Consider the following 26814-nt stretch of genomic DNA (forward strand, 5'->3'; position numbering starts at 1 on the left):
GGCGCCGTCGGGCACCGTGCCGCGGGCGGCACCTGCCGGCGGACGAAGCGCGGCGGAGCGGGCGGAGGAGGAGCGGGCCGCGGCGGCGCAGAAGGCGGAGGCGTTCGCGGAGCGGGTCCGGCGCCGCCTGGCGGAGCGGGCGGCCGGTGAGCGGCGGCCGCACGGGTCCGGGGCGCTGCCCGAGCTGGTGCGGGTCTCGCTGCGGGTGGAGGCCGACGAGGAGGAGCTCGTCGGCGGCCGGGTGCGGCTCGTCGTACAGGTGCACGACGAGCGCGACCCGCTGCACGTCTGCGACGCGGCGGTGCTGTGGACCGCCGATGAGGAGGTGCACGGGTTCGGCTCCCGGGCGCGGGTCCACGCCAGCATCGCGCTGCGCGCGGCGGCCGACGTGTGGCCGGTCCTCGACCGGCTGCTCGAGCTCGGGGTGCCCGACCAGCTCACCCTCGACGGCGACGAGATCGCCGGTCTGCTCGACCATGTCGGACCCCTGCGCGCCGCCCGGGTCGACGTGCACTGGCCGCGGGCGCTCGGCCCGGAGCTGACCACGCGCGCCGTCCTGGACCGTCGCCGAGGTTCCGACGGACGCGCTGACGGCGACGCCCGTCCCGACGGCCCTGCCGAGCTGCCGCTGCAGGAGAGTCCGTTCTCCGCGGAGGGACTGTTCGCGTTCTCCTGGCAGGTCGCCCTGCGCGGCGAGCCGCTCACGGACGAGGAGGTCGCCCGGCTGGCCGGCGCGGCCAGCCCGGTGGTGAAGCTGCGGGGTGCCTGGACGATCGTCGACCCCACGACCGCGCGCCGCGCGCGCCGACGGCTGATCCGCCGGGCCAGCGGCGCCCAGGCGCTCGCCGCGGCGCTGACCGGGGTCACCGAGCTGCCGGCGGAGGGCGGGCCGGCGGGCGAGGAGCGCGCCGGCGCCACCGAGCAGGTCGTGGTCGGCGCCAGCCTGCTCCGGGTCCGCGAGCAGCTGCTCGCCGCGGCCACCCGCGACCCGCTGCCCGAGCCGGCGGGGCTGGCGGCGACGCTCCGCGACTACCAGCGCCACGGGTTGACCTGGCTCGCCGACCTCACCGGCCTGGGACTGGGCGCCTGCCTGGCCGACGACATGGGTCTCGGCAAGACGGTCACCCTGGTGGCGCTGCACCTCCACCGCCTCGAGCAGGGGCTGTCCGGGGGCGGGCCCACGCTGGTCGTCTGCCCCGCCAGCCTGCTCGGCAACTGGGAGGCCGAGGTGCAGCGCTTCGCGCCGGGCGTGCCGGTGCGGAGGTTCCACGGCGGCGCGCGGTCGCTGGAGGGGCTGGCCGAGACTGGTGGGTTCGTGCTCACCACCTACGGCACGCTCCGGCGCGACGCCGGGCTGCTGACCGCCGTCGCGTGGGACCTGGTGGTGGCTGACGAGGCGCAGCACGTGAAGAACTCGCGCACGTCCACCGCCCGCGCCCTGCGCCAGCTGACCTCGCGCGCCCGGGTCGCGCTCACCGGCACACCCGTCGAGAACGAGCTGACCGAGCTGTGGTCGATCCTCGACTGGTGCGTGCCCGGTCTGCTGGGCAGCCGACAGGCGTTCCGCAGGGTGTGGGCCGCCCCCATCGAGTCCGGCACGGAGCCCACCAAGGCACGCCAGTTCGCCGACCTGATCGGCCCGTTCCTGCTGCGCCGGCGCAAGTCCGATCCGGGCATCGCCCCGGAGCTCCCGCCGAAGACCGAGACCGACCACCTGCTCGGCCTCACCCGTGAGCAGGTGGTGCTCTACGAGGCGTTCGTCCGCGACACGATGGAGCGGATCGAGACCCTCCCGGCCGACGATCCCGGCCGCCGCGGGCTGGTCCTGGCGCTGCTCACCGGGCTGAAGCAGATCTGCAACCACCCGGCGCAGTTCCTCAAGCAGTCCGCCTCGGCGAGGCTCACCGGCCGCTCGGAGAAGCTCGACCTCCTCGACGAGCTGGTGGCCACCGTCCTCGCCGAGGGCGGCGCGGTGCTCGTCTTCACGCAGTACGTCGCCATGGCCCGCCTCGTCGAGCAACACCTGGCAGCGGGCGGCGTACCCCACCAGTTCCTGCACGGCGGCACGCCGGTCACCGAGCGGGAGGCGATGGTACGACGCTTCCAGGCCGGCGAGGTGCCGGTGTTCCTGCTCTCGCTGAAGGCCGGCGGCACGGGGCTCAACCTGACCCGCGCCGACCACGTCATCCACGTCGACCGCTGGTGGAACCCCGCGGTGGAGGAGCAGGCCACCGACCGCGCCTACCGGATCGGCCAGGACAAGCCGGTGCAGGTGCACCGGATGGTCACCCGCGGCACCATCGAGGAGCGGGTGGCCCAGCTGCTCGACCGCAAGCGCCAGCTCGCCGACGCGGTGCTGGCGCGCGGCGACGCCGCGCTCACCGAGCTGAGCAACGAGGAGCTCCGTGACCTGGTCACCCTCCGCAAGGAGCAGCGCCGGCAGGCGCTGCTCGACGGCCTGGCCGACGAGGAGGCGCGGTGAGGACCACCTTCGCGCGGCAGGTCGCGCCCCGGCGCGCGGTGCGCACCTGGTGGGGCAAGGCGTGGCAGCGGGCGGTCGAGGAGGCGACCTACTCCGAGGCCGAGCTGCGGGCCGGGCGCGCCAGTGCGCGGCGCGGCGACGTCGGCGGGATCACGGTCGACGCCGGCCGCCTGCTCGCCGCGGTCCGCGACGACGACGACGCCTGGACGGTCGAGGTGGTCGTGCCCACCCTCGACGAGAGCACCCGCCAGGCGCTCGTCGACGTGGTCGCGGCCGAGGCGGGCCGGATCGCGGCGCTGCTCGCCGGCGAGCTGCCCCACGACCTGGTCGAGCACGCCGAGGAGGCCGGCGTCGAGCTGCTCCCCTACGGCGGCGAGCTGGCGGCCACCTGCACCTGCCCCCACTACGTCGACCCCTGCCCGCACGCCGTGGCGACCCTCACCCAGGCCGGCTGGCTGCTCGACGCCGACCCGCTGGTGCTGTTCGCGCTGCGCGGCCTGGACCGCGACGCGCTCCTCGCCGACCTCCACACCTCCCGCGAGTCGGGCCTTCGGACCGCCGAGTCGGGGCTTGCGCCCGCCGACTCCGCACTGGCGTCCGCCGACGACGTCGAGCTCGTCGTGGACGCCGCCCTGCGCGCTCGCCGGGCGCTGGAGCTGCTGGAGTCAGGCGAGGAGCTGCCCGACGGGCTGGTGTGAGGAGGAGCGGGGCGACGCGTCGACGACGCCTCAGTCGCCGGCAGCCAAGGCCCGCAGCTCCCGCTGGTACGACGCGTAGGCCGCCCGCATCTCACCCGCGGGCCAGTCGGCGGGAAGCAGCGCCGCCGGCAGCAGCGGGTCGCTCGCGAGGTGGCGCACCAGGTGGGCGGCGGCGGCCAGCCGCTCGGCCGGCGCGCCGGTGGCGTCAAGCACGGCGAGCGCCTCGCGGCCCTGCTTGGCCCACCCGCGCAGGTCCCACAGCTCGGCCGCCAGGGCCCGCGGATCACCGTCCGGGCGGGCCGCGAACGTCGCGAGCACCGGCTCCGCGGCGTACCCCCGCGGTCGGCTGAGGTTGGCCGGCCGGGTCCAGGTGCCCTCGCGCAGCTCGGCGAGCCGGTGCTCGGCGAGCAGGTCGCGCAGCGCCGCCCGTTCGGCCCCGGGCCGGCCGGTCACCACGACGACGGCCATCTCCCACGAGCCGTCCCACGCGGTCTCCGCGTCGCGGACCGCCTCGTCCTGGTGGCGCTGGCGCCGGGCCAGCCGCTCGCCGAGGCCGTACGCCGCCGGGCCGGCGCCGTCCGGACCGCTTCCGTCGCGGCGCAGGTCGCCGGCCGCGACGGCGCGGGTGAGCGCGACCCGCACCGTCGACTCGGGGATGCCGAGGTGCCGGCCGGCGCGGACGACGGCGGCCGCGCTCATCCGGTCGGGATGCGCGCCGAGGACCAGGCTGAGCACCACCGAGCGGGCGGAGAGCAGCGGGACGTCTGCCGGCACGGGCCAAGCCTCCACCATTACGGGTCTCGACACAACCGCCGCTGGATCCGTAACATCAATCCCATGACGCACGAGGTGTTCAACCAGGTTCCGCCGCTGGTCGGCCACGACACCGCCGCCGACCCGGCGCTGCTCGAGGGCCTCGAGCGCGAGGGCGCCGGCTGGGCCGCGGCCGAGGTGCACGAGCTCGGCCGCCTGGCCGGCACCGAGGAGGCGCAGGCCTGGGGCCGGCTGGCGGAGCGGGTGCCGCCGAGGCTGCACACCCACGACCGCTACGGCCGGCGCATCGACGAGGTGGAGTACGTGCCGGCGTACCACCGGCTGATGGAGACCGCGGTCAGTCACGGCGTGCACGCCGCGCCGTGGGCCGACGACCGCGCCGGGGCCCACGTCGCCCGGGCCGCCAAGTTCTACGCCTGGAACGTCGACGCCGGCCACGGGTGCCCGATCTCGATGACCTACGCCGTCGTGCCCGCCCTGCGGGCCGCTCCCGAGCTGGCGGCGCGCTTCGAGCCGCTGCTGACCAACCGCGTCTACGACTTCGGGCTGCGCGACCCCGAGACCAAGCAGGGCCTGATCGCCGGGATGTCGATGACGGAGAAGCAGGGCGGCTCCGACGTCCGCGCCAACACCACGACGGCCACGCCGCAGCCCGACGGCAGCTACCGCGTGGTCGGCCACAAGTGGTTCACCTCGGCGCCGATGTCGGACCTGTTCCTCACCCTCGCCCAGGCGCCGGGCGGGCTGTCCTGCTTCCTGCTCCCGCGGGTGCTCCCGGGCGGGGAGGCGAATCCGATCCGGTTCATGCGGCTGAAGGACAAGCTGGGCAACCGGTCCAACGCCTCCTCCGAGATCGAGTACGACAACGCCATCGGGTGGCTCGTCGGGGAGGAGGGGCGTGGCGTGAAGACCATCGTCGAGATGGTCAACATGACCCGCCTGGACTGCGTGATCGGCTCGGCGGCGGGGATGCGCTCGGCTCTCGTGCAGGCGACCCACCACGCCCAGCACCGGTCGGCCTTCGGCAGGCTCCTCGTCGACCAGCCGCTGATGCGCAACGTGCTCGCCGACCTGGCGCTGGAGTCGGAGGCCGCGACGACGGCGATGATGCGGCTCGCCGGCGCCAACGACCGGGCCGTGCGCGGCGACGAGGGCGAGGCCGCGCTCCGCCGGCTCGCGCTCGCCGCGACGAAGTACTACGTCTGCAAGCGCGGCCCCGCCGTGGCCGGCGAGGCCCTGGAGTGCCTCGGCGGCAACGGCTACGTCGAGGACTTCGACCTCGCCCGGATCTACCGCGAGCTGCCGCTGCTCTCGATCTGGGAGGGCTCGGGCAACGTCGCCGCGCTCGACGTGCTGCGCGCGATCGGCCGCGAGCCGCACACCCTCGACGCCTTCTTCGCCGAGCTCGACCTGGCGGCCGGCGCCGACCGGCGGTACGACGACGCGGTGGCCGCGCTCAAGAAGGAGCTGACCGGCTTCGACGACATCGAGCTGCGCGCGCGGCGCCTCGTCGAGCTGATGGCCGTGCTGTTCCAGGCAGGGCTGCTGCTGCGCCACGCGCCCGGAGCGGTGGCCGACGCCTTCTGTGCCACCCGGCTGGGCCGCGACTGGGGCTCGGCCTTCGGCACCCTTCCTGCAGGGCTCGACCTGGCGCCGATCCTCGATCGGGCGGCGCCCGGCTTCTGAGCCGAAGGCAGGCCGGCGCGACCGCCGGCCGCCCACGCCGGGCGGGTCGGCGCCAGGGGTCAGTGCTCGACGCCGAGCGCGGCCAGCGCCATGGTCGCGAGCAGGTCGCGCAGCTCGGGGTCCGGCAGGTGGTGGCCGGCCCGCGGCGTGGAGTTGAGCAGGCCGAACGCGGCCTGCGCGCCGGCGTACGCGGCCGCCTCCGAGAGCCCGGGGCGCAGCGCCTGCAGTTGCCCGGCCCACAGGTCGATGTAGGACCGCTGGAGCGAGCGGACCCGCTCGCGCGCGTCGACGGGGAGCGACTCCCAGTCCCGGTCCTGCACCACGATCAGCGCCCGCCGGGACAGGGCGAACTCCACGTGCCAGTCGACCAGCCCGCGCAGGGCGGTGCGGGCGTCGCCGTCCGCGGCGGCGACCCGCTGCCGGCCGACCTCGAGCAGCCGCTCGCTGATCGAGACCAGCATCTCGGCCAGCATCGCCTGCTTGGACGGGAAGTGCTTGTAGAGCGCGGGCCCGGAGATGCCGCACGCCGCACCCAGCTCGGCGACCGAGACCCCGTGGAACCCCCGGGCCGCGAACAGGTCGGCGGCGGTGGCCAGGATCTGCTCCCGCCGGCTGGGCTCGCTCACCCCGGCAGGTTAGCGCCCGTTCACCATCGCGACCGGCAGGCCTTTACAGCGGCGGTTAACGATCGTTAACCTCGGTGCGTGTCCGACTCCTCGCAGTCCACCCACGCCGAGCCCCCGCTCCGCGACGTCACCGCCGAGCTGCGCGACCGGATGGCGCGCGTGCGCCAGGGCGGCAGCGAGGCGGCGCGCCGGAAGCACACCGACCGCGGCAAGCTGCTGCCCCGCGACCGGGTCGACCGCCTGCTCGACCCGGGCAGCCCCTTCCTCGAGCTGGCCCCGCTGGCGGCGTACGGGATGTACGGCCGGGACGGCGACGACTACGCCGTACCGGCCGCCGGGGTCGTCGCCGGCATCGGACGCGTCCAGGGCCGCAGCTGCATGGTCGTCGCCAACGACGCGACGGTGAAGGGCGGCACCTACTACCCGATCACCGTCAAGAAGCACCTGCGCGCCCAGACCGTCGCGGCCGAGAACGGCCTGCCCTGCATCTACCTCGTCGACTCCGGTGGGGCGTTCCTGCCGATGCAGGACGAGGTGTTCCCCGACAAGGAGCACTTCGGCCGGATCTTCTTCAACCAGGCCACCATGTCGGCCCGCGGCATCCCGCAGCTCGCGGCGGTGATGGGCTCGTGCACCGCCGGCGGCGCCTACGTGCCGGCGATGTCGGACGAGACGGTGATCGTCCGCAACCAGGGCACGATCTTCCTCGGCGGCCCGCCGCTGGTGAAGGCGGCCACCGGCGAGGTGGTCTCCGCCGAGGACCTCGGCGGCGGCGACGTCCACGCCCGCCGGTCCGGCGTCGTCGACCACCTCGCCGAGGACGACCCCCACGCGCTCCAGATCCTGCGCGGCATCGTCGCCACACTCCCCGACCAGCCCGCGCCGAGCGACGTCGCCCCGGCCGAGGAGCCGCACGAGCCCCCGGAGAGCATCTACGACGTCGTCCCGACCAGCACCAGGACGCCGTACGACGTGCGCGAGGTGATCCGCCGGATCGTCGACGGCAGCCGGCTGCAGGAGTTCAAGCAGCTGTACGGCGAGACGCTGGTCTGCGGCTTCGCGCGGATCCACGGCCACCGCGTCGGCATCGTGGCCAACAACGGCATCCTGTTCTCCGAGTCCGCGCTCAAGGGCGCGCACTTCGTCGAGCTCTGCAACCAGCGCGGCATCCCGCTGCTGTTCCTGCAGAACATCTCCGGCTTCATGGTCGGCCGCGAGTACGAGAACCGCGGCATCGCCCGCGACGGCGCCAAGCTCGTCACCGCGGTCGCCTGCTCGGTCGTCCCCAAGCTCACCGTCGTCATCGGCGGCTCCTTCGGCGCCGGCAACTACGGCATGTGCGGCCGGGCCTACGACCCCCGCTTCCTGTGGATGTGGCCCAACGCCAAGATCTCGGTGATGGGCGGCGAGCAGGCTGCCAACGTGCTGGCCACGGTCGCCGGGCGCGACGAGGACCCCGACGTGGAGGAGTTCAAGGCGCCGATCCGCGAGCAGTACGAGCGCCAGGGCTCCGCCTACTACGCCACCGCGCGGCTGTGGGACGACGGGCTGATCGACCCCGCCGACACCCGGCGGGTGGTCGGCATGGCGCTCGACGTCACCGCGACCACGCCGACGCCGGCACCCAGCTACGGCATCTTCCGGATGTGAGGCGACGATGACCGAGATCCGCTCCCTGCTCGTCGCCAACCGCGGCGAGATCGCGCTGCGCGTCTTCCGCACGGCCCGTGCCCTGGGCATCCGGACCGTCGCCGTGCACACCGACCTCGACGCCGAGGCGCCGCACGCGCGCGCTGCCGACGTCGCGGTGCGGGTGGCGAGCTACCTCGACACCGACGCCGTGCTCGCCGCGGCCGGGGAGGCCGGCGCCGACGCGGTCCACCCCGGCTACGGCTTCCTGTCGGAGAACGCCGGCTTCGCGCGCGCGGTCCTCGCGGCCGGCCTCACCTGGGTCGGACCTAGCCCCGGGGTGATCGAGCAGATGGGTCGCAAGGACGCCGCCCGCGCGATCGCGGTCGCCGCGGGCGTGCCCGTGGTGCCGGCCTTCGAGGTCGTCGACGGAGCGCTGGCCGACCCCGACGGACAGGCCACGGCCGACCCCTACCCCGTGCTCGTCAAGGCCGCGGCCGGCGGCGGCGGCAAGGGCATGCGCGTCGTCCGCTCCGCCGACGACCTCGCGGCCGGGATCGCCGCCGCCCAGCGGGAGGCGGCCGGAGCGTTCGGTGACGACACCATCCTCGTCGAGAAGTACGTCGAGCGCGGCCGCCACATCGAGGTGCAGGTGCTCGGCGACACCCGCGGCGGCGTCGTCCACCTCTTCGAGCGGGACTGCTCCACGCAGCGCCGCCACCAGAAGGTGCTGGAGGAGGCGCCGGCACCGACGCTCACTCCGGAGCAGCGCGCGGAGATCACCGCCGCCGGTGCCCGGCTGGCCGCGAGCGTCGGCTACGCCAACGCCGGCACCGTCGAGTTCCTGCTCGACGCCGACACCGGCGAGTTCTACTTCCTGGAGATGAACACCCGGCTCCAGGTCGAGCACCCGGTCACCGAGGAGGTGGTCCGGATCCGCGGCCGGCGCACCGACCTCGTCGCGCTGCAGCTGCGGGTCGCCGCCGGCGAGGAGCTCGGCTTCGACCAGGACGACGTGACCCTCGACGGGCACGCCATCGAGGCGCGGGTCTACGCCGAGGACGCCTTCGGCGGGTTCCTCCCACAGGCCGGCCGGGCGACGCTCGTGCAGTGGCCCTCCGGCGACGCGCGCGTCGACCACGCCCTGGAGAGCGGCCAGGTCGTGAGCACGTCGTACGACCCGATGCTGGGGAAGGTGGTCGTGCACGGGCCGGACCGCGAGGCCGCGCGGCTGGGCCTGGTCACCGCGCTCGACCGCACCGCGATCCTGGGTCTCACCACCAACACCGGGTTCCTCCGCGAGCTCGCCGCGGGGGAGGCGTTCCGGGACGCCGCGATCGACACCGCCTGGCTCGACCGCACGGAGGTGCCGGCGCCGGACCCGGCGCCCGCGCGCGAGCTCGCCGCCTGGGCGTGGCACCGAGCGCAGGCGCTGACCACCGGGCCGATGGCCTACGACGGCTTCCGGATCGCCGGTCCTCCCGCGCCGGTGGTCGTGGAGCTCGACGAGCCGGTCACCCTCGGCCGGCCGCCGCGCGAGCTCCCCGCGGCGCTCGCCGACAGCCACGGGGTGGAGGTCGCGTTCCGCGGCCAGCGCCACGTCTTCCGCCGGCCGGAGGCGGACGCCGACGACGCGGCCGGCACCGGCGACGGCACCGTCGTGTCCCCGATGCCGGGGACGGTCCTCGACGTGCGGGTCACCGAGGGGGAGCGGGTCGCCGAGGGCGCCGTGCTCGGCACCGTCGAGGCGATGAAGATGGAGCTCTCGCTCACCGCTCCCTGCGCCGGCGTGGTCGGCTCCGTCGCCGCGAAGCGCGGTCAGCAGGTCCCTCTCGGCGCCACCCTCTTCGTCGTCGCCCCCGAGGACCCGGGATGACCTCGGCTCCCTCTCCCGGTCCCATCCCGACCGGCGACCCGACCGACCACGACCCCCGATTCGCGAGGTGAGCAGATGAGCCCGTTGCCGATGGTGGTGCCGGAGCCGGGGCTGCCGGAGAAGGTGACCGTCTACGAGGTCGGGCCCCGTGACGGGCTGCAGAACGAGAAGGCGGTGGTGGCGATCGACGTGAAGGCGGCGTTCGTCAAGCGGCTGCTCGCCGCGGGGCTGCCGGTGGTGGAGGCGACCAGCTTCGTGCACCCGCGGTGGGTGCCGCAGCTCGCCGACGCGGAGGCGCTGATGACCGGCCTCAGGGCCGACCTCGGCGAGCGGGCGGCGCAGCTGCCGGTCCTGGTGCCCAACCAGCGCGGCCTCGACCGCGCCGTCGACCTGGGTCTGCGGCACGTGGCGGTCTTCGCCTCCGCCACCGAGACGTTCGCGGCGAAGAACCTCAACCGGACGCTGGAGTCGCAGTTCGAGATGTTCGAGCCGACCGTCGCGGCCGCGCTCGAGGCCGGCATGGACGTCCGCGGCTACCTCTCGATGTGCTTCGGCGACCCGTGGGAGGGTGCGGTGCCTGTCGACCAGGTCGTCGCCGTCGGTGCCCGCCTGCTCGACCTGGGCATCGGCCAGCTCAGCCTCGGCGACACCATCGGGGTCGCCACCGCCGGCCACGTCAAGGCGCTGCTGGCCGCGTTCGGCCAGGCCGGTGTCGGACCGGACCGGCTGGCCCTCCACTTCCACGACACCTACGGCCAGGCGCTCACCAACGTGCACGCGGGCCTCCAGGCCGGCGTGACGACGTACGACGCCTCGGCCGGCGGGCTGGGCGGGTGCCCCTATGCCCGCAGCGCCACCGGCAACCTCGCCACCGAGGACCTGGTCTGGTTCCTGACCGGCCTGGGCATCGAGCACGGCGTCGACCTCGACGCGGTGGTGGCGACCAGCGCCTGGATGGCGCGGGAGCTCGGCCGGCCCAGTCCCTCGGCGGTGGTGCGGGCTCGCGGAGGAGCCGTGGCCGGCGAGGGCTAACGTTTGCCCATGGCCTCTCCAGACGCTGTGGTGGACCGGGCGACCGGATCCGGCCGCAGGCGCGCCTGGGCGTGGCTGCAGGCGCTGCGCGACGGCGCGACCACGCCGTGGCGCGAGTGGACGGTCGAGGGCGCGACCGCCGGTGCCCGGCTCCCGGGCGCCCAGCAGCTGGAGCTGCTGCGCCGGGTCAACCTCGCTGCCGAGGCCCACGGCCGGGCTGTGCCGCGTGTGCTGGCGGAGCGGATCCTCGCGGCGGACGTCTCCGGCCGCGGCCGCGGTGACCTCGGGCTCGCCGGTGCGGGCGACGACGACCGCTTCGGCCCCCGTCCGGTCGACCCGGGCGCGCTGCCCGACGACGAGCTGCTCCGGGTCGCCGCCGGGCTGATCGCCGACGACATCGCCGCGGCGCCACCGCCGGCCCCCGCGCCGGAGCCGACCCTCGCCGAGCGGGTGCGGGCCCGGGGCCCGTGGCACCGCGCGTTCGTGATCGCCGGCTGCCAGTGGCTGGCCGAGCCGTGCCGCGACGGCCTGCTGGCCCAGGGCCGCCGCCCGGGCGGACGTCGGCCGACGGCGTACCTCCTCGCCGACGACCTCGCGTCGGTCGTCGGCTACGCCTGGACCGCGCGCTCCTTCGACCAGGGCGGGCCGCGCTGGACGGAGTTCCTCGACTCGTTCGCGAAGGCCGGGCACCTGCCGCCCCGCGCCGACGTCGCCCGGATGGCGCGCTCCGCCACCCACCGGTACGGCGCACCGCAGGTCACCCTCGTGCTCGACCCCGCGGCGCTCGCGGAGCGGCTCGGCGTGCCTGCGATCGCCGGACCGCCCCGTCTCGGCGCCCACGCCGTCGACCTGGTGCGGCGGGTGGGCGAGCCGCTCGGCCTGCTGGTGCCGACCGACCGGCGCCCGGCGCTGCTCCGCGCCACCCTCGGCAAGCGGCTCGACGGCCTGGGCGGTCCGCCGCCGACAGTGCCGGCGCGGTGGCAGGGCTGGCTGCGCACGCACGCCGAGCGCACCCACCACGACCTGGCGGCGGCGGGCTACGACGTGCTCGGCGACCTCGACCGCCTGCTGCCCGAGCCGCCGGCCGACGCGCCGGTGCTGCCCGACGACGCCGAGGTCCTCGCCCTGGCCCTGGGACTGCTCCTGGACCCGGTCGCTCCCGAGCCGGCGCGACCGGCGGAGGCGGGCCCACCCCCCGACGAGCCGGCCGATCCCAGCCCCCAGTCCAGCACCCCGTCCACGAGCCAGCCGGCTCCGGCACCCACCGAGGAGGAAGCGTGAGCCGCCGGGTCCTCCTCCACGTCGGGACGCCGAAGACCGGCACGTCGTACCTCCAGGACGTGCTCTACCGCAACCAGCGCACCCTGCTGAAGCACGGCATCAGCTATCCCGCCGAGCGGTTCGACGCCCACTTCCTCGCCGCGCTCGACCTGATGCGGCTGCGCTGGGGCGGCCTCGAGCAGGAGGCGGTCGGCGCCTGGGACCGGCTCGCCCAGCAGGTGCGCGACCACGACGGCACCTCGATCATCAGTCACGAGATCCTCGCGACGGCCTCCCGCAGCCAGGTGGCGCGGGCGCTGGCGTCGCTCGGTCACCGCCCGGGCGGCGACACCAGTGCCGGCGGGACGGAGGTCCACCTCGTGCTCTCGGTGCGCGACCTGGTCCGGCAGATCCCGGCCGAGTGGCAGGAGAACGTCAAGCACCGCGCCTCCTTCCGCTACGCCCGCTTCCTGCGCCTGATCCAGGACCCGGAGCGCTCGCACCGGGTCGGCGCCTGGTTCTGGGGCGTCCAGGAGGTTCCCGACATCCTCGCCCGCTGGGGCGAGGACATCCCGCCCGAGCGCATCCACCTGGTGACCGTGCCCCCTCCGGGCGGCGAGCCGGACCTCCTGTGGCAGCGGTTCAGCGCGGCCTTCGGCCTCGACGGGGTCGACCTCGACCTCGGCACCCGCCGCAGCAACCCCAGCCTCGGCGTGGCCGAGTCGGCCCTGATCCGGCGCATCAACAAGGCGGCGGTCGGCGACCTGCCGCCGGCCCACTACCGGCCCCTGGTCCGCGAGCTGCTGGCCCACCGCACCCTGGCCCAGCGCACCTCCTCGCCGCGGCTCGCGCTGCCGCCCGACCTCTACCCGTGGGTGCAGGAGCTGACCCGCACCTGGGTGGCCGAGCTGACCGAGAAGAAGTACGACGTCGTCGGCGACCTGGAGGACCTGCGTGGCGCTGCCGCGCCCGAGGGGCCGTTCCACGACCCCGACCGACCGCCGCCCCGGCAGGTCGCCAACGCCGCCGTGGACGCGATCCGGGCGCTGCTGCTGGAGGCCGCTGCGACGAGGTCCGAGAACGAGCGGCTTCGGGGCGAGCTGGAGAACGCCCGCCGCGAGCTGGTGCGTGCCCGGTCGCCGCGGCTGATGCGGACCATGGAGTGGACGGTCCGGAGGCTGGAGTCCAGCGAGCAGGGCCGCAAGGCGCTCGGCGTCTACCGCCTGGCGCGGGGCAGGAACTCCCGGTCCGCGTAGCGGCCGACGCGCCACGTGCTCCAGCCGTCGGACACCGCGCCGACCGCCCCGCCCACGACCGGCACCCGCTTGCCGAGCGTGGTGGCCATCCGCTTGCCGATCACCCGGCCGATCAGCTCGCCGGCGAGCACCGAGGAGACGGTGCGGTCCAGGGACGGGTCGTGCTCGGGGGCCGTGGCGATCGCCATCGGCGGTGCGGGCAGCTGCCGCCGCTTCACCATCCTGGCCACCACGTCCTCGCCGAGGATCGTGACCAGGATGGCGTTGCGGACCCGGGGGTCGTCGAGGTCGTAGCCGCGCAGGTGGGCGATCCCGGCCACCATCCGGCACTGGATCAGCGCGAGCCCGGCGATGTTGGCGGGCGCCACGACGGTGGCGGTGACCAGCCCGCCGACGTTGGTCGCCGCGCCCTCCGCGCCGGCGTAGGCGACGTGGTTCTGGACGAGCTCGCGGACCGCCTTGTCGACGTCGCCGTGCTGCTCCCGCAGCTGCGCCTGCGCCGCCTCGGCGGCCGGAGGCAGTGGACCCACCCCGGTGATCGCGCGGTGCAGGGCCTCCCGCACGAACCCCTCGGTGAGGCTGGGCGCCAGCTGGGTGATCTTCGGCGCGAGCTGACGGGCCGCCTGGGAGGCCAGGCCCTTCCTGAGACCGGAAGCCATGCCCGAATCGTAGGCGGCCGGTCCTACAGTCGGGCTGTGCCCATCGAGCCGCCGCCCTCGCCGTGGGCGTTCCCGAGTCGCGCGGAGCTCGCCGCGCTGCCGGCCGCCGGCGACGCCGACGACTACGACGACGAGGGCACCCACGACGCCAGCGACCTGGTGGCGGTGGGCGCCGACCTCGAGCCGGGCACGCTCCTGGCGGCCTACCGGGTCGGCCTGTTCCCGATGCCCGAGGGCCGGTCCGTGGGCTGGTGGAGCCCGGCCTGGCGCGGCGTCCTCCCGGTGGACGGGTTGCGGGTCTCCCGCTCGCTGCGCCGCTCGGCCCGGGACTTCGAGGTCCGCGTCGACACCGCCTTCGCCGAGGTGGTCCAGGCCTGCGCCGACCCGCGGCGCCCGCACGGGTGGATCGACGGCCGGATCAAGCGTGCCTACGGCGAGCTGCACCGGCTCGGCTGGGCGCACTCGGTGGAGACCTGGCGAGACGGGGTCCTCGTGGGCGGCCTGTACGGCGTGGCGATCGGCGGGCTGTTCGCCGGCGAGTCGATGTTCCACCGGGCGACCGACGCGTCGAAGGTCGCGCTGCTCGCGCTGGTGGAGGGGCTGCGGGCCGACCCGTACGGCGCCGCCGGGCACCGCCTGGTCGACGTCCAGTGGGCGACGCCCCACCTCACCAGGCTGGGGGTGCGCCAGGTGAGCCGGGCGTCGTACGTCGGCGGGCTGGAGGCCCTGCTCGCGGTCCCCGGGCCGGAGATGTTCGCGTCGTCGTCGGCCGCCGTTATCCCACGGGCAGCGGCCCGGGATGAATAGTCTGCGCCGGAACGGGGAAGACGACGCCAGGGTCGTCGGTCTCGGGCCGCCCCCCGCCGGCGCTCCTCTGCGCCGGTGCCCAACCGAAAGGAACACGCATGACCCTCAAGCGTCCGCTGGCTGCCGCCGGCGCTGCCGCTCTCCTCGCTCTCTCGCTGACCGCCTGCGGCGGCGGCGCGCCGACCGACGCGTCGAAGGAGGACTTCTGCGCGGTGGTCGACAGCGCGTCCACCGACGAAGAGTTCGGCGAGGCGTTCGCCGACGAGGATTACGACAAGATCGCCGAGCTGCTCCAGGAGCAGGCCGAGGAGGTCGAGGAGGTCGGCACCCCCGAGGACATCCCGGACGACGCCCGCGAGGGCTTCGAGATCACCGTCGAGGCGGCCAAGGAGGTCTCCGGCGACGACATCGAGAAGGCCTTCAAGGAGGAGGACGAGAACCTCGGCCTCGAGTTCAGCGACGACGAGCAGAAGAAGGTCGAGGCGTACGACGAGTACGAGACCGAGACCTGCGACAACGGCGAGTGACGCACCGGATCACCTTCGTCCGCGTCGGGTACTGATCTCGCAACAGGACACCTGCGGCGGTGAGGGCGGGCGACGCCCTGCCCTCACCGCCGCCAGCGTGTGAGACAGACGGGGTCTGCGGCGGACAGGGTCACCGGCTCGGGCCGCACCCTGTCCGCCGGGCTGCCCTCAGCCCGGTGACCGACGAAAGGAACCGGACATGCCCCCGTTCAAGCGCCCGCTGGCCGCCGCCGGCACGGCGGTCCTGCTCAGCCTCTCCGTCGCCGCGTGCGGCGAGTCGGCCCCGACGGATGCGTCGGAGGACGAGTTCTGCGAGACCTACCTCGACACCTCCTGGCAGGAGGGCGTGGGCGAGGAGGACTTCGACGCCCAGGAGGAGGCCCTCCAGGAGCGCGCCGACGAGCTCGAGGAGGTCGGTACCCCCGAGGACATCCCCGACGACGCGCGGGAGGGCTTCGAGGTGCAGCTGGAGGTGCTGCGCGACATCAGCGCCGAGGACCTCGAGGACTCCCAGCAGGAGGACTCCACGATCGAGGAGGAGTTCGAGGAGGAGTACGCCGACAGCAAGGACGAGGTCGACGCGTTCGAGGAGTACGTCGGGGACACCTGCAACGCCGACACTCCCGGCGAGGGCACCGGCGGGTCCGACGACATGTCGAGCGAGACCCCGGCCGAGACGCCGTCGGAGACCGCCCCGACCGAGGAGGGCGACACCGAGACCGACATGGGGACCGACACGCAGACTGACATGGGGACCGACACGGAGACCGAGCTCTCGGAGTCGCCGTCGGAGGTGGAGTGACCCGCTAGATGACGGTGGGCGGCCGGCCGGTGTCGGCGACCATGGCCCGGCCGGCCCGCTCCCACCCGATCATCCCGTCCGCGAGGTTGACCACGTCGTAGCCCTGCTGGCCCAGGTAGGCGACCGCGCGGGCGGACCGGCCGCCGGCCTTGCAGACGACCAGCGTCTGCACCGGCTCGAGCTCGACGAACTCGCCGAGCCGCGCCGGCAGGTCGCCGAGCGGGATGTGGACGGCGCCCTCGATGTGGCCGGCCGCCCACTCGTCGTCCTCGCGGACGTCGAGCACCACCAGGCCCTCGGGCAGCGGGTCGGGCACGCCGTCGAGCTCGACGGTGGGGATCGTCATGCCACCCAATCTAGCCCGGCACCGGACCGACGCCAGGCGCCGGGCTCAGCCCGCCGGGCGGCCGCCGAACCGCCAGCCGTGCACCTCGACGGCGGCGTACCGCTCCGCGGTCAGCACCGCCCGCGCCGCGCCGGGGTCGGCGGCCCGGACGAGGGCCGCGGTGCCGAGCCAGGTGGCCCCGTCGTCGGAGAGCAACGGGCCGTACGCGACGAGGTCGTCGTCGCCGGCGCGCGGCACGACGAGGTCGACCGGTGCCCCGGAGCCGAGACCGAGCACGAAGAAGCGGTCGCCGCCCTCCGCGCCGCCGGGGAAGTCCCACATCGTCCGGCCGAGCAGGTTGCGCCACCGGCGCAGCAGCACGTCGCGGTAGGCGCCGGCCTGGTAGCCGGGCTCGTCGAAGGCGAAGGCCCGCGCCGCGGTCGGGTCGGGCAGCCCGAGCAGGTGGACGCTCCCGGTGAGCGTGTCGCCGTCGAAGGTGGGGCCGCGGGCGATCATCGAGGACGCCCAGCGGTCCAGGTAGTCCCAGTGCTGCTCCACCAGCTCCTGCCGCAGCGACGTGGAGCCCGCGCGGTCGCGGTGATAGCAGAGGAACTCCATGACCGCGGCGGCGCCGGTCACTTCAGCAGCTTGCTCAACCGGCGGTCGGCGAGCGGCTTGCCGCCGGTCTGGCAGGTGGGGCAGTACTGCAGGCTGGAGTCGGCGAAGGAGACCTCGCGCACCGTGTCGCCGCACACCGGGCACGGCTGCCCCGTGCGGCCGTGCACCGCGAGATGGGACTTCTTCTCCGCCTTCAGCTCGCTGGCCGCCAGGCCGCGGGACCGGTCGACGGCCGCGCCGATCGTGTCGCGGATCGCCGCGTGCAGGGTCGCCAGGTCGTCGTCGGTGACCGTGTCGGCCGGCTTGAACGGCGACATCCGGGCGGCGTGGAGGATCTCGTCGGAGTAGGCGTTGCCGATGCCGGCGATCGTGCCCTGGTGGCGCAGCACGCCCTTGAGCTGCTTCTTCCCGGCGTCGCGCAGGATGCCGGCCAGGCGCTCGAGCGTGAAGTCGTCGGTGAGCGGGTCGGGTCCGAGGCTCGCGATCCCCGGCACCTCCGCGGGGTCGCGCACCAGGTAGAGGGCCAGCGACTTCTTCGTGCCCGCCTCGGTCACGTCCAGCCCCGGCGCGACGCCGTCCTCGTCGTCGAGCACCACCCGGACCGCGAGCGTCGACTTCGTGCTCGGGCGCGGCGGGATGGTCGGCACCTCGTCGCGCCAGCGCACCCACCCGGCCCGCGCGAGGTGGAGGACCAGGTGCAGACCGCTGGCCTCGATGTCGAGGAACTTGCCGTGGCGGCGCACGTCGTCGACGAGGGTGCCCTCGATCGCCGACAGCGGCGGGTCGTAGGTCTTCAGGGCGCTGAACGCGGCGACATGGACCTTGGTGATCGCGCGCCCGGCCAGCCGGCCCCGCAGGTCCAGGGCCAGCGCCTCCACCTCGGGCAGCTCGGGCACGGGGTCAGCGTAGCCGCGCGCACCGACCGGACCCGACCGTCAGCGACCGCGACCGCTGGCGGCCTCAGCGGACGAGCAGGGCAACGCTCAGTGCGAGGAAGCAGACCAGGCCGAGCAGGCCGAGGGTCATCGCGAAGATCGCCACCGTCCGCATCGTCGGGGTGTGGTCGATGTCCCCCGAGCGGTAGGCGAGCGTGCGGAAGATGCCCACCGGCAGCGCGCCGGCGGTGACGATGAGCGCGATGGACCATGCGAAGGTGAGGCCGTCCATGTCCGGGCGGTGCCCGAAATCGTCGATCGGACACGCTAGGCGAATCTACGGCCTTCGTTAGAGAGCCCGATATCGTCCGATCGTGGACCCGATCCGGAACCCGTACGCGCCCGGTGCCGGCCAGCGTCCGCCCGAGCTCGCCGGCCGGGACGACCAGCTGGCCGCCTTCGACGTGGTCCTGGAGCGGGTCGCGCGCGGCCGTCCCGAGCGGTCGCTGGTGCTGACCGGCCTGCGCGGCGTCGGCAAGACGGTGCTCCTCAACGCGCTGCGCTCCGCGGCGGTGCGCCGCGGCTGGGGCACGGGCAAGCTCGAGGCGCGGCCCGACCAGTCGCTGCGCCGGCCGCTGTCCTCGGCCCTCCACCAGGCCGTCCGGGAGCTGGGCCACCCCGAGCCCGAGGAGGCCGACCACGTGCTGGGGGTGATCCGGTCGTTCGCGCAGCGCGACGCGGGTCCCGACGCCCGGCTGCGTGACCGGTGGAGTCCCGGCATCGACGCCCCGGCGGTGCGCGGCCGCGCCGACTCCGGCGACGTCGAGATCGACCTCGTCGAGCTGCTCACCGACGTCGGCGGCCTGGCGGCGGACGTCGGCAAGGGGGTGGGCGTGTTCCTCGACGAGATGCAGGACCTGGCCGCCGCCGACGTCTCGGCGCTCTGCGCGGCGTGCCACGAGCTGAGCCAGAACGGGCTGCCCGTGATCGTGGTGGGGGCCGGCCTGCCGCACCTCCCCGCGCTGCTCAGCGCGAGCAAGTCCTACTCCGAGCGGCTGTTCTCCTACCAGCGGATCGACCGGCTCTCCCGTGAGGCCGCCGACCGGGCGCTGGTGGCCCCGGCGTTGGAGGAGGAGGCGGAGTTCACCGACGACGCCCTGGCCGCGCTGTACGACGCCACCCGCGGCTACCCGTACTTCATCCAGGCCTACGGCCGCGCGGTGTGGGATCGCGCGCCGCGCTCGCCGATCACCGCCGACGACGTCACCGTGGCCGCTCCGGAGGCCGAGGAGGAGCTGGCCGTGGGGTTCTTCGGCTCCCGCTACGAGCGGGCCACGCCCGCCGAGCGCGACTACCTCCGGGCGATGGCGGACGCTGCGGCCGACGGCGACGACCCGGTCGGGTCGGTGGCGACCGCCGACGTCGCGGCGGTGCTGGGCAAGAAGCCGCAGTCGCTCTCGCCGGCCCGCGACTCGCTGCTGAAGAAGGGGCTCATCTACTCCGGGGAGCGCGGGCGGATCGCGTTCACGGTGCCGCACTTCGGGCGCTACCTGCGCTCGCAGGCCTGACCTCGGGCGCTGGACGGGGCCGGCCGGGGCCGGACGGTGCCGGACGCGTCGGAAAATCGGTCGCGCCCGCCCGGACCGGGTGCGTAGCCTCGAGCCACCATGCTGATCACCGGCTGACCCGACTCGCGACCGCGGCGCCCCCGCCCGGCGAGTTCCCGCCTCGTCCCTCGAAGGCCCCGCCATGTCAGCAACCGGCACCCCAGCCCCGGCACTCACCCCGGTCGTGGTGCGCGACCTCCGCGTCGGATTCGGGCGTCGTACCGTCCTCGACGGGATCGACTTGGTCGCCCGGCCGGGTCGACGGATCGGCCTGATCGGCGAGAACGGCGCCGGCAAGTCCACGCTGCTTCGCGCCGTGGCCGGTCGGCTCCCTGCGCACGCGCACCTGACCGGATCGGTCGACCGGCCGCCCGACCTCGCACTGCTCACCCAGGAGCCGCCGTTCACCGACGGCGCCACCGTCGCCGACGTGCTGGCGACCGCGCTGCACCCGCTCCGGGAGGCGGTGGCGCGGGTCGAGCGGCTGGCCGGCCGGCTCGACGACCCGCGGGCGGCCGAGGAGTACGCCGCGGCGCTCGAGGAGGCGGTGGCCCACGATGCGTGGGACGCCGACCGGCGCGCCACGGTGGCAGCCGCGCGGCTGGGGCTCGACGGGCTCGACCGGCAGCGCCGGGTCGGCTCGCTGTCCGGAGGCCAGCGCACCCGGCTCGCGCTGGCGACGCTGATCACGCGCCGGCCCCGCTGCCTGCTGCTGGACGAGCCGACCAACCACCTCGACGACGACGCGGTGGCGATCCTGGTCTCCTTCCTGCGCGACCTGCCGGGCGTGGTGCTCCTCGCCAGCCACGACCGGGTGCTCCTCGACGAGGTGTGCACCGACCTGGTCGACCTCGACCCGGTCGGCCCGGGGACCGACGGCCGCGGCGGCCGGCGGTACGGCGGCGGGTGGACCGCCTACGCCGAGGCCAGGGCCGCGGCCCGGCGCCGGTGGGAGGAGACCTACGCCGCCCAGCAGGAGGAGCTCGAGCGGCTCCGCGACGCCGCGCGGGTGGACAGCACCGCGGTGGCCCACAACCGCGGTCCGCGGGACAACGACAGGTTCATCTACGCCTTCAAGGGCCAGAACGTCGACCGCACCGTGGCGCGACGCCGGCGCGACGCCGAGCGCCGGCTGGCGGCGGCCGAGCGCGAGCAGGTGCGCAGACCCCCGGCGCCGCTGCGCTTCCACGCACCGCTCGGCGGAGCCGCGGCGGGCGGCCGCGTGGTCACCGTGCGGGACCTCCGGGTGGCCGACCGGCTCGCCCTCCCCGCGCTCGACGTGGACGCCGGCACGCACCTGCTGGTGACGGGGGCGAACGGCTCCGGCAAGTCCACCCTCCTCGGCGTGCTGTCGGGGCGGGTCGCGGCGACGGCCGGTGACGTCCAGGTCGCTGCCCGCCGGGTCGCCGAGCTCACGCAGGATCCGCAGCTCCCCGACCCCGCCGCCTCCGCCGTGGCGACGTACGACGCGCTCGTGGGGGCCGAGGTCGCGGGGCGTCGGCCGCTGCGGGACCTCGGCCTGCTGCACCCGCGGGAGCACGCCAAGCCGGTCGTGCTGCTGTCCGTCGGTCAGCGCCGGCGGCTGGCGCTCGCGGCGGCGGTGGCCGCCGAGCCCGACCTGCTGCTGCTCGACGAGCCCACCAACCACATCTCGCTCACGCTGGTCACCGAGCTCGAGGAGGCGATCGGCCGGAGCGCCGCGACCGTCGTCGTGGCCTCCCACGACCGGTGGCTGCGCCGCCGGTGGCAGGGACCCGAGCTGCGGCTCGGGTGACCGGCGGGGTCGCTCGCTCGGCCGCTCACCCGGCCGTCTACCCGGCCGCCGCGCAGCGGATGCAGGTCCGGGCGACCGGCCGGGCCTCCAGGCGCCCCTCGGCGATGGGCTCGCCGCACCGCTCGCAGGTCCCGTAGGCGCCCGCATCGAGGCGGGCGAAGGCGGCCTCGACCTCGGCCAGGTGGCGCCCGGCCTGCCGCACGAGCGACCCGACCTGGGAGCGCTCGAAGGCGATGGTGGCCCCCTCGGGGTCGTGCTCGTCGTCGGCGTTGGTGTCGCGCGAGGCGGCCACCACCGCGTCGAAGTCGTCGGTCAGGTCGCGCAGGCGTTGCAGGGTGCGGTCGCGCTCGGCCTGGAGCCGCTCACGGACGGGGTCCATGCCGGGGTCCATGCCGCCATGCTGGCACCTCAGCGCACCGCCGGACCTGCCGCCGCCGCTGCCGGCTGCGCCGGCGGTGCGGGCTGTGCGGGCTGTGGTGCGGCGGGCGCCGGAGCGACGGCGGCGCGCGGGCGTCGTACCTGGCCGAGGGCGATGCCCGACAGCACGAGCACGGTGCCGAGGACCTGGACGGCGCCGAACGGCTCGGCGGCCAGCGAGACGCCGATGACCGTGCCCGAGACCGGGTTCAGCAGGCCGACCAGGGCGACGGCGACGGCCGGCAGCCGACCGATGCCGGTGAACCACACGGCGTAGGCGACCACGGTCCCGACGACGCCGATGTAGAGGTAGCCGCCGACCGCCGCAGCGTCGACCGCGGGCGGCGCGCCCTCCACGGCCAGCGCCACGGGGAGCAGCACCAGGCCGCCGGCGACGAGCTGCCAGGAGGTGAAGGTCAGCATGTCGACCGGCGGCCGCCAGCGCTTCACGAGCACCATCCCGAGCGAGAACAGGCCGACTGCGGTGAGCGATGCTGCGACGCCGACCGGGTCGACCGCGAACCCGGCGCGGAGGACGAGCAGCGCCACGCCGGTGACGCCGAGGGCGGCGCCGGCGAGGGCCCCGGCGGTCGGCCGCTCCCTCAGCAGCAGCCAGGCGAGCAGGGCGACCAGCAGCGGCGAGGTGGCGGTGAGGGTGGCGGCCAGGCCGCCCGGCAGCCGGTAGGCCGCGACGAAGATCAGGGCGAAGAACGCGCCGATGTTGATCACGCCGAGCACCGCCGCCCGCCACCACCAGTCGCCGTGGGGCAGCCGGCGGCGCGCCAGCAGGAGCACCAGGCCGAACGGCAGGGCCCGCACGAGGGCGGCGAAGAGCGGGCGGTCGGGAGGCAGGTACGTCGCCGTGACGTAGTACGTCGAGCCCCACGAGATCGGGGCGATCGCGGTCACCGCCAGCAGCAGGAGACGGGCCGTCCACTTGTCTTCCATGGAAGCGAAACTATCTTCCGCGTCAGATATATTCCCCGGCATGGCAGCACGCGGTGAGGAGGGCGACCGGGTCGACCGGATCCTCGCGCAGTGGGCGCGGGAGAGGCCGGACCTCGACGTCTCACCCGCCGCGGTGATCGGCCGGCTGCACCGGGTCGCCAACCGGCTCACCGACGAGCTGGTCGCGGTGTACGCGACGTTCGGGCTCGGCGAGGGGGAGTTCGACATCCTGGCGACGCTGCGGCGGTGGGGCGACCCCCACGAGCTGACGGCCGGGGAGCTCGCCCGGGCCACCATGGTCACCAGCGGTGCGATCTCCAAGCGGGTCGACCGGTGCGAGCGTCAGGGGTGGGTGGTCCGCACTCGTGACGACCGGGACGCGCGCGGCCGCCGGATCCGGCTCACCGCGGCCGGACGCGAGCTCATCGACGCGGCGTTCACCGCCCACGTCGCCAACGAGCACCGCCTGGTCGGGATGATCACCGAGCGCGACCGGGCCGTGCTGGCGGCCGTGCTGCGGCGGTGGGGTCAGGAGCTGGGGGTCGACTGACGGCCGGTGACGACCGTCGCGTCGCGCTCCGGGTCGTGGTGGACCGCCGCCACGAGGCCCGCACGCCGCAGGGCCGCGGCGGCGGTGCCGGCCTGTGCCGCGGACACCTCCGACAGCACGACGCCGCCCGGCCGCAGCCAGGCCGGCGCCAGGGCCGCCACCCGGCGCAGCAGCACCAGCCCGTCGGGTCCCCCGTCGACGGTCTCCCTCGGCTCGTGGTCGCGCGACTCCGCGGGCAACAGCGCCAGCGCCGCCGTGGGCACGTACGGCACGTTGGCCGTGAGCACGTCGACCTGTCCGCGCAGGTCGCCCGGGAGCGGCCCGTCCAGGTCGCCGAGGTGCACGACCGCGCCCAGGCCGGCGAGGTTGCGGCCCGCACACGCCACGGCCAGCGGATGACTGTCGACCGCGTGCAGCCGGATCTCCGGGCGCCGGGCGGCCAGGGCGAGCCCCAGTGCGCCGCTGCCACAGCACAGGTCCACCACCGTCGGCCGCCCGCCGGGCGGTGCCGAGCCCAGCGCGGCGGCGGCCAGCTCGACCAGGTACGACGTGCGCTGCCGCGGCACGAACACGCCCGGGTCCACCCCGACCCGGACGCCGGCGAAGCGGGCCCACCCGACGACGTGCTCCAGCGGCTCGCCCGCGACCCGGCGGGCGACCAGCCCGGCGAGCTCGGCCGTGCCGCGCGCCGACGAGGCCAGCACGGTCGCCTCCTCCTCCGCGAACACGCAGCCCGCGGCGCGCAGCCGGGCCACCAGGTCGTCGTACGACGGAGCTGCGGACGCCACCCGGCGACCTTAGCCGTGGCGGGCCGGCTCTCAGCCGCGCGGCATCAGCCACCACGCCACGAGGTAGGCGACGATGCCCGAGCCCGCGCCGAGCACGACGGCCGCGACCAGCGCGATCCGGATCAGGTTGGCGTCCACCCGCAGGTAGTCGGCGAGGCCGCCGCACACGCCGGCGACCACCTTGTCGTGCCGGCGGCGCACCAGCCGGCGGGCCGGGGCGACGGGGGGAGCCGGCTCGGCGGACGGACGCGGTGACGATGGATACGGCTGGTAGGTGCTCATGCCTCCACGGTGCCGCCTCTCGCCCCTCCGCACATCGGGGGCCGACCCCGGCCCGCCCCCGAGGAGACCCTGAACCGACCCGGTGGCAGACCGTCCTGCCGCGTCCGCGCCCGCCGGGCTGCCAGAATCGAGGCATGCGACCGCAGGTCGTCGCCCACCGCGGCGCCAGTCACGAGCTCGCCGAGCACACCCTCGCCGCGTACGTCGCGGCGCTGGACGCCGGCGCCGACGGCCTCGAGTGCGACGTGCGGCTCACCGCCGACGGCCACCTCGTCTGCGTCCACGACCGCGACCTGCGTCGTACGGCCGCGACCAAGGGCCTGGTGTCGACGATGGACCTCGCCGAGCTCTCCGAGCTCGACTTCGCCTCGTGGAAGAACCCCTGGGCCGACCTCGACGACGAGGCACCCGACGTCGACGAGTCGCAGAACGCCGTGCTGACGCTGCGCAAGCTGCTGGAGACCGTCGCCGACTACGACCGCCGGGTGGAGCTGGCGATCGAGACCAAGCACCCGACCCGCTTCGGCGGACTGGTCGAGAAGCGCCTGGTCGAGATGCTGCGCGACTTCGGGTGGCACCACGCCGGGTCGCCGGTGCGGGTGATGAGCTTCTCCTTCACCGCGCTGCAGCGCGTCGAGCGGCTGGCGCCGGAGGTGCGCCTCGTGCAGCTGATCGACCGGCCCAACTACTGGCCGATGCTCCGGCGGGTGATCGGCAAGGAGTGGGTCGTCGGGCCCGGCATCCGGCTGCTCCGCGAGCACCCGCGGCTGGCCGGCAGCATCACGCGCAGCGGCCGCGACATCCACGTCTGGACCGTGAACAACGAGAGCGACCTCGAGCTCTGCCTCGCCGCCGGCGTCAAGGTCGTCATCACCGACCGGCCCAACCTCATCGGTGACCTCCTCGACCAGCGGTTCGGGGGCGCGGACGTCGGCCGGCCCGACGCCGAGTAGTTTGCGCCCATGGCGAAGAAGAACCGCACCAAGGACGCCGCCGCGCCCGCACCCGGCGAGGTCGGCCCCCGGCAGCCCTGCCCCTGCGGCTCGGGCAAGCGCTACAAGGCCTGCCACGGCGCGCCCGGCGGCGGCCAGGTCTTCGTCAAGCGTCCCTTCGAGGGCCTCGCCTCGGAGTGCGACGTCGTCGCGATGCGCGAGCTGGTGCCCGCCGCGACGGCCGTCCTCCCGCTCACCGGCGAGCACGCCGACCGGACGGTGCGCCTGTGCACCCTGCTGCCGATGGCCGCTCCGGCGTTGGTGCGGGAGAGCGGCGAGGTCTGGCTCGGCCTGCAGGTGCAGCACAACTACGGCGACCCGTCGCGCGACCTCGCCGCCGTGCTGCTGGCCGCCCTCGACGCCGAGCCCGGCGCCGGCATGGTGGGCCTGGCCCAGCCACCGGGGCCGGGGCCGCGGCTGCAGGACCTCGCCGACCCCGACGCCGAGCTGCGCGTGGAGGTGCACGAGGGCTTCGACTTCTGGGTCGCCGACATGGAGGAGACCTCCGAGCTGGCGCGGGCCCTCGAGGCCGCGGACGAGGCGGCGGCGCCGACCGCGCGGCTGACCGAGGTCGCGGCGGCGTACTGGACCCGGATGGGCGCCAAGGAGCACCTCCGCTGGGTGATGCCCGAGCCGGAGGACGCGCTGCTCGACGCGCTGGCGCGGCTCCACGTCACCGGAGCCGACGTGATCGTGCCGGACGCCCGGTTCGTCGGGATGTTCCGCGCCCACGGCCTGCTGACGCCGGTCTGGGACCTGCCGGTGGGCACCGGCCCGGAGCCGCTGGAGGAGGCCGCGACGGGCTTCAAGGCTCTGCTCGACGAGGCGCTCGCCGACGGTGGGGACCTGACGTCCGAGGAGCGGTCGGCCCGCAACGGCCTGGCGAACCGCCAGGTCACCATCCGCTGAGGCCGCCGGCCCGGCGCCCGCGCCTGTCCGTCAGGCGCGCGGCCGGGTGCGGTGCATCTGGCGCATCTGGCGCATCTGGCGCAGCCCGTGCCGGTGCCAGAGCCAGCCGCCGGCGACCAGCAGCACGCCGAGGGCGAGGAAGCCCAGGTCCCAGGCCAGCGGTGCGCCGAGGTCGTCGCGGACGTGGTGGACGCCCAGCAGCTGGTGGTTGACCAGCCCCTCGACGACGTTGAAGACGCCCCACCCGGCCACCACGAGGCCGAGGTGGAAGCCCCAGCTCGGCGCCAGTCGCCCGGCGCGCCAGGCCGCGACCGCGGCGAGGGAGCCGGCCAGCACCAGGGCCCACGTCGCGACGTGGAAGAACCCGTCGGCCAGCGTGTTGAGCTCGAGGCCGGCGACCGTGTCGGTGGGCTCCTCGTGGCTGAGCATGTGGTGCCACTGGAGGATCTGGTGCAGCACGATGCCGTCGACGAACCCGCCCAGGCCCAGCCCGAGGAGCAGTCCCGCGGCCCGCGACGGCGGCCGCCCGGCGTCAGCGCCGTCCGTCGTGCCGGGCCCGTTCGGCTGCGCTCCGGTGGTGCGGCTCATGCACCGGAAGTACCCGGATCCGGAGGC

At 75.2% G+C, this 26814-nt stretch carries 28 protein-coding genes; 16 read left to right on the top strand and 12 right to left on the bottom strand.

Annotated elements, in window-relative coordinates:
• The coding region (locus ACPOLA_RS03295; RefSeq protein ID WP_435768963.1) for a DEAD/DEAH box helicase at positions 1–2482 on the top strand (2482 nt) is incomplete at its 5' end.
• Positions 2479–3180 carry an SWIM zinc finger family protein gene (locus ACPOLA_RS03300; RefSeq protein WP_435768964.1) on the top strand — a complete coding sequence of 234 codons (702 nt, stop codon included), beginning with the start codon at positions 2479–2481 and terminating at the stop codon, positions 3178–3180. The genes ACPOLA_RS03295 and ACPOLA_RS03300, both read left to right, overlap by 4 nt.
• Positions 3181–3210: 30 nt before the next feature.
• Here the strand turns inward: ACPOLA_RS03300 and ACPOLA_RS03305 are convergent, their stop codons facing one another.
• Positions 3211–3954, bottom strand: coding sequence for a PaaX family transcriptional regulator C-terminal domain-containing protein (locus ACPOLA_RS03305; protein WP_435768965.1), 744 nt, complete (start codon positions 3952–3954; stop codon positions 3211–3213).
• 63 nt (positions 3955–4017) lie between these two features.
• Here ACPOLA_RS03305 and ACPOLA_RS03310 point away from each other — a divergent pair, with 63 nt between their 5' ends.
• Positions 4018–5640 carry an acyl-CoA dehydrogenase family protein gene (locus ACPOLA_RS03310; protein WP_435768966.1) on the top strand — a complete coding sequence of 541 codons (1623 nt, stop codon included), beginning with the start codon at positions 4018–4020 and terminating at the stop codon, positions 5638–5640.
• Between the two features lie 59 nt (positions 5641–5699).
• On the opposite strand, the gene ACPOLA_RS03315 is transcribed toward ACPOLA_RS03310, so the two are convergent.
• Positions 5700–6266, bottom strand: coding sequence for a TetR/AcrR family transcriptional regulator (locus tag ACPOLA_RS03315; protein WP_435768967.1), 567 nt, complete (start codon positions 6264–6266; stop codon positions 5700–5702).
• Between the two features lie 78 nt (positions 6267–6344).
• Here ACPOLA_RS03315 and ACPOLA_RS03320 point away from each other — a divergent pair, with 78 nt between their 5' ends.
• The 5 genes from ACPOLA_RS03320 to ACPOLA_RS03340 all read left to right on the top strand — a co-directional run bounded on the left by ACPOLA_RS03320 (position 6345) and on the right by ACPOLA_RS03340 (position 13319).
• On the top strand, positions 6345–7916 hold the full coding sequence (locus ACPOLA_RS03320; RefSeq protein WP_435768968.1) for a carboxyl transferase domain-containing protein: 1572 nt from the start codon (positions 6345–6347) through the stop codon (positions 7914–7916).
• A 7-nt stretch (positions 7917–7923) separates the two neighbouring features.
• Complete coding sequence (locus tag ACPOLA_RS03325; protein WP_435768969.1) at positions 7924–9771, top strand: acetyl/propionyl/methylcrotonyl-CoA carboxylase subunit alpha; 1848 nt, start codon at positions 7924–7926, stop codon at positions 9769–9771.
• Positions 9772–9846: 75 nt separating this feature from the next.
• Complete coding sequence (locus ACPOLA_RS03330) at positions 9847–10803, top strand: hydroxymethylglutaryl-CoA lyase (RefSeq protein ID WP_435768970.1); 957 nt, start codon at positions 9847–9849, stop codon at positions 10801–10803.
• A 9-nt stretch (positions 10804–10812) separates the two neighbouring features.
• On the top strand, positions 10813–12084 hold the full coding sequence (locus ACPOLA_RS03335; RefSeq protein WP_435768971.1) for a hypothetical protein: 1272 nt from the start codon (positions 10813–10815) through the stop codon (positions 12082–12084).
• Positions 12081–13319 carry a hypothetical protein gene (locus tag ACPOLA_RS03340; protein WP_435768972.1) on the top strand — a complete coding sequence of 413 codons (1239 nt, stop codon included), beginning with the start codon at positions 12081–12083 and terminating at the stop codon, positions 13317–13319. Before ACPOLA_RS03335 ends, ACPOLA_RS03340 begins: the two co-directional genes overlap by 4 nt.
• Here ACPOLA_RS03340 and ACPOLA_RS03345 read toward each other — a convergent pair.
• Positions 13280–13978: an EcsC family protein gene (locus ACPOLA_RS03345; RefSeq protein WP_435768973.1), complete on the bottom strand. Its 699-nt coding sequence runs from the start codon at positions 13976–13978 to the stop codon at positions 13280–13282. The two genes, ACPOLA_RS03340 and ACPOLA_RS03345, sit on opposite strands and share 40 nt — an antisense overlap.
• A 36-nt stretch (positions 13979–14014) precedes the next feature.
• On the opposite strand from ACPOLA_RS03345, the gene aat reads away from it, so the two are divergent.
• From aat to ACPOLA_RS03360, 3 genes are all read left to right on the top strand, one after another.
• Positions 14015–14785, top strand: coding sequence for a leucyl/phenylalanyl-tRNA--protein transferase (gene aat, locus ACPOLA_RS03350; RefSeq protein ID WP_435768974.1), 771 nt, complete (start codon positions 14015–14017; stop codon positions 14783–14785).
• Positions 14786–14883: 98 nt separating this feature from the next.
• Positions 14884–15312: a hypothetical protein gene (locus ACPOLA_RS03355; protein ID WP_435768975.1), complete on the top strand. Its 429-nt coding sequence runs from the start codon at positions 14884–14886 to the stop codon at positions 15310–15312.
• Between the two features lie 199 nt (positions 15313–15511).
• On the top strand, positions 15512–16114 hold the full coding sequence (locus ACPOLA_RS03360) for a hypothetical protein (protein WP_435768976.1): 603 nt from the start codon (positions 15512–15514) through the stop codon (positions 16112–16114).
• A 4-nt stretch (positions 16115–16118) separates the two neighbouring features.
• Here ACPOLA_RS03360 and ACPOLA_RS03365 read toward each other — a convergent pair whose 3' ends face one another.
• The 4 genes from ACPOLA_RS03365 to ACPOLA_RS03380 form a co-directional block, all read right to left on the bottom strand.
• Positions 16119–16460, bottom strand: coding sequence for a rhodanese-like domain-containing protein (locus ACPOLA_RS03365; RefSeq protein WP_435768977.1), 342 nt, complete (start codon positions 16458–16460; stop codon positions 16119–16121).
• Between the two features lie 45 nt (positions 16461–16505).
• Positions 16506–17078: a YciI family protein gene (locus tag ACPOLA_RS03370; protein ID WP_435768978.1), complete on the bottom strand. Its 573-nt coding sequence runs from the start codon at positions 17076–17078 to the stop codon at positions 16506–16508.
• Positions 17075–17953, bottom strand: a complete 879-nt coding sequence (locus tag ACPOLA_RS03375; RefSeq protein WP_435768979.1) for an Fpg/Nei family DNA glycosylase — start codon at positions 17951–17953, stop codon at positions 17075–17077. The genes ACPOLA_RS03370 and ACPOLA_RS03375 overlap by 4 nt, the downstream gene beginning before the upstream one ends.
• Before the next feature lie 64 nt (positions 17954–18017).
• Entirely contained in the window at positions 18018–18224 is a 207-nt protein-coding gene (locus ACPOLA_RS03380) for a hypothetical protein (RefSeq protein WP_435768980.1), read from the bottom strand.
• 82 nt (positions 18225–18306) lie between these two features.
• Here ACPOLA_RS03380 and ACPOLA_RS03385 point away from each other — a divergent pair, with 82 nt between their 5' ends.
• Both ACPOLA_RS03385 and ACPOLA_RS03390 read left to right on the top strand, forming a co-directional pair.
• Positions 18307–19500: an ATP-binding protein gene (locus ACPOLA_RS03385; protein WP_435768981.1), complete on the top strand. Its 1194-nt coding sequence runs from the start codon at positions 18307–18309 to the stop codon at positions 19498–19500.
• A 181-nt stretch (positions 19501–19681) separates the two neighbouring features.
• Complete coding sequence (locus ACPOLA_RS03390) at positions 19682–21313, top strand: ATP-binding cassette domain-containing protein (RefSeq protein WP_435768982.1); 1632 nt, start codon at positions 19682–19684, stop codon at positions 21311–21313.
• Positions 21314–21350: 37 nt separating this feature from the next.
• Here ACPOLA_RS03390 and ACPOLA_RS03395 read toward each other — a convergent pair whose 3' ends face one another.
• Together ACPOLA_RS03395 and ACPOLA_RS03400 are read right to left on the bottom strand one after the other, a co-directional pair.
• Positions 21351–21704 (bottom strand): TraR/DksA family transcriptional regulator, encoded by a 354-nt coding sequence (locus ACPOLA_RS03395; RefSeq protein ID WP_435768983.1) that lies wholly within the window; start codon positions 21702–21704, stop codon positions 21351–21353.
• Positions 21705–21721: 17 nt separating this feature from the next.
• The gene (locus ACPOLA_RS03400) at positions 21722–22678 is read right to left on the bottom strand and encodes an EamA family transporter (protein WP_435768984.1); all 957 of its coding nucleotides are present in this window, start codon (positions 22676–22678) and stop codon (positions 21722–21724) included.
• Positions 22679–22718: 40 nt separating this feature from the next.
• Here ACPOLA_RS03400 and ACPOLA_RS03405 point away from each other — a divergent pair, with 40 nt between their 5' ends.
• Positions 22719–23228, top strand: coding sequence for a MarR family winged helix-turn-helix transcriptional regulator (locus tag ACPOLA_RS03405; RefSeq protein WP_435768985.1), 510 nt, complete (start codon positions 22719–22721; stop codon positions 23226–23228).
• On the opposite strand, the gene ACPOLA_RS03410 is transcribed toward ACPOLA_RS03405, so the two are convergent.
• The gene (locus ACPOLA_RS03410) at positions 23207–24016 is read right to left on the bottom strand and encodes a putative protein N(5)-glutamine methyltransferase (protein ID WP_435768986.1); all 810 of its coding nucleotides are present in this window, start codon (positions 24014–24016) and stop codon (positions 23207–23209) included. The two genes, ACPOLA_RS03405 and ACPOLA_RS03410, sit on opposite strands and share 22 nt — an antisense overlap.
• Before the next feature lie 30 nt (positions 24017–24046).
• A complete protein-coding gene (locus ACPOLA_RS03415) occupies positions 24047–24298 on the bottom strand; it encodes a PspC domain-containing protein (RefSeq protein ID WP_435768987.1) in 252 nt (83 codons plus the stop codon).
• 134 nt (positions 24299–24432) lie between these two features.
• Between ACPOLA_RS03415 and ACPOLA_RS03420 the strand changes: the two genes are divergently transcribed.
• Positions 24433–25251: a glycerophosphodiester phosphodiesterase gene (locus ACPOLA_RS03420; protein ID WP_435768988.1), complete on the top strand. Its 819-nt coding sequence runs from the start codon at positions 24433–24435 to the stop codon at positions 25249–25251.
• A 9-nt stretch (positions 25252–25260) separates the two neighbouring features.
• Positions 25261–26199, top strand: a complete 939-nt coding sequence (locus ACPOLA_RS03425) for a DUF5926 family protein (RefSeq protein ID WP_435768989.1) — start codon at positions 25261–25263, stop codon at positions 26197–26199.
• Positions 26200–26229: 30 nt separating this feature from the next.
• On the opposite strand, the gene ACPOLA_RS03430 is transcribed toward ACPOLA_RS03425, so the two are convergent.
• Positions 26230–26787 (bottom strand): DUF2243 domain-containing protein, encoded by a 558-nt coding sequence (locus ACPOLA_RS03430; protein ID WP_435768990.1) that lies wholly within the window; start codon positions 26785–26787, stop codon positions 26230–26232.
• Positions 26788–26814: the final 27 nt, after the last annotated feature.

Source organism: Nocardioides proteolyticus (assembly GCF_051280635.3).
Taxonomy (GTDB): domain Bacteria; phylum Actinomycetota; class Actinomycetes; order Propionibacteriales; family Nocardioidaceae; genus Nocardioides.